This window comes from Bartonella sp. TT110JLCBS (genome assembly GCF_042193405.1).
GTDB lineage: Bacteria > Pseudomonadota > Alphaproteobacteria > Rhizobiales > Rhizobiaceae > Bartonella.
Genome location: NZ_JBHILT010000267.1, coordinates 1 through 602, shown reverse-complemented (window position 1 = coordinate 602; position 602 = coordinate 1). Strand labels below are relative to the sequence as shown.

The window sequence follows — 602 nt, the reverse complement described above, 5'->3', positions numbered from 1 at the left end:
GGTTCAAACACGGGACGAGGGAGTTGAAAGACTAACACAAGAGCTTAAACAGCGTGATGGAGGAGTAAAAGCGCCGGCTCATAAGAATAAGAAGAGTAAGAAGAAGGGTAAGTGAGGAGAGAAAGATGGAAGATGTAATGTCATTTGTCATAGGTCATATCATCAATAACATTCCAATTATTGTGGTCTCACTGTTTACTTTACACTATTATTTCAAGGCTTCTGACCTACAAGAACAGATAGATGAACAAGATGAAATAATTAGGGAAAAGGACACAATAATTAAAAATCAAGAAACATTAATAAATAAACAGGTAACTTCTATTGATGGACAGATTGCAAGTTTACACAAAAAAATAGAAAGAATTAAACCACAAGATATACAGTTTAATCAGCAATTTCAAAAAACATTTCCCATGTCTTTAATCCGTCGAAGCTAACAGGACAAAAGCTCACTTCGATTGTTTTCTTTGGATTATACGGTGCAGTATGCCTTATGAAAAATTCAGGGTCAACTATATCATTTGAGCTTAGAGGGGAAATATATAGTGTTAATGACAACTCACTGCGGCTTTTTAGATTAAATAACTCTAACAACTGTT

At 34.4% G+C, this 602-nt stretch carries 1 protein-coding gene; it reads left to right on the top strand.

The window, feature by feature from the left end:
* Positions 1-125: 125 nt before the first annotated feature.
* On the top strand, positions 126-440 hold the full coding sequence (locus ACFILW_RS10850) for a hypothetical protein (protein WP_375627971.1): 315 nt from the start codon (positions 126-128) through the stop codon (positions 438-440).
* The last annotated feature ends 162 nt before the right edge of the window (positions 441-602 follow it).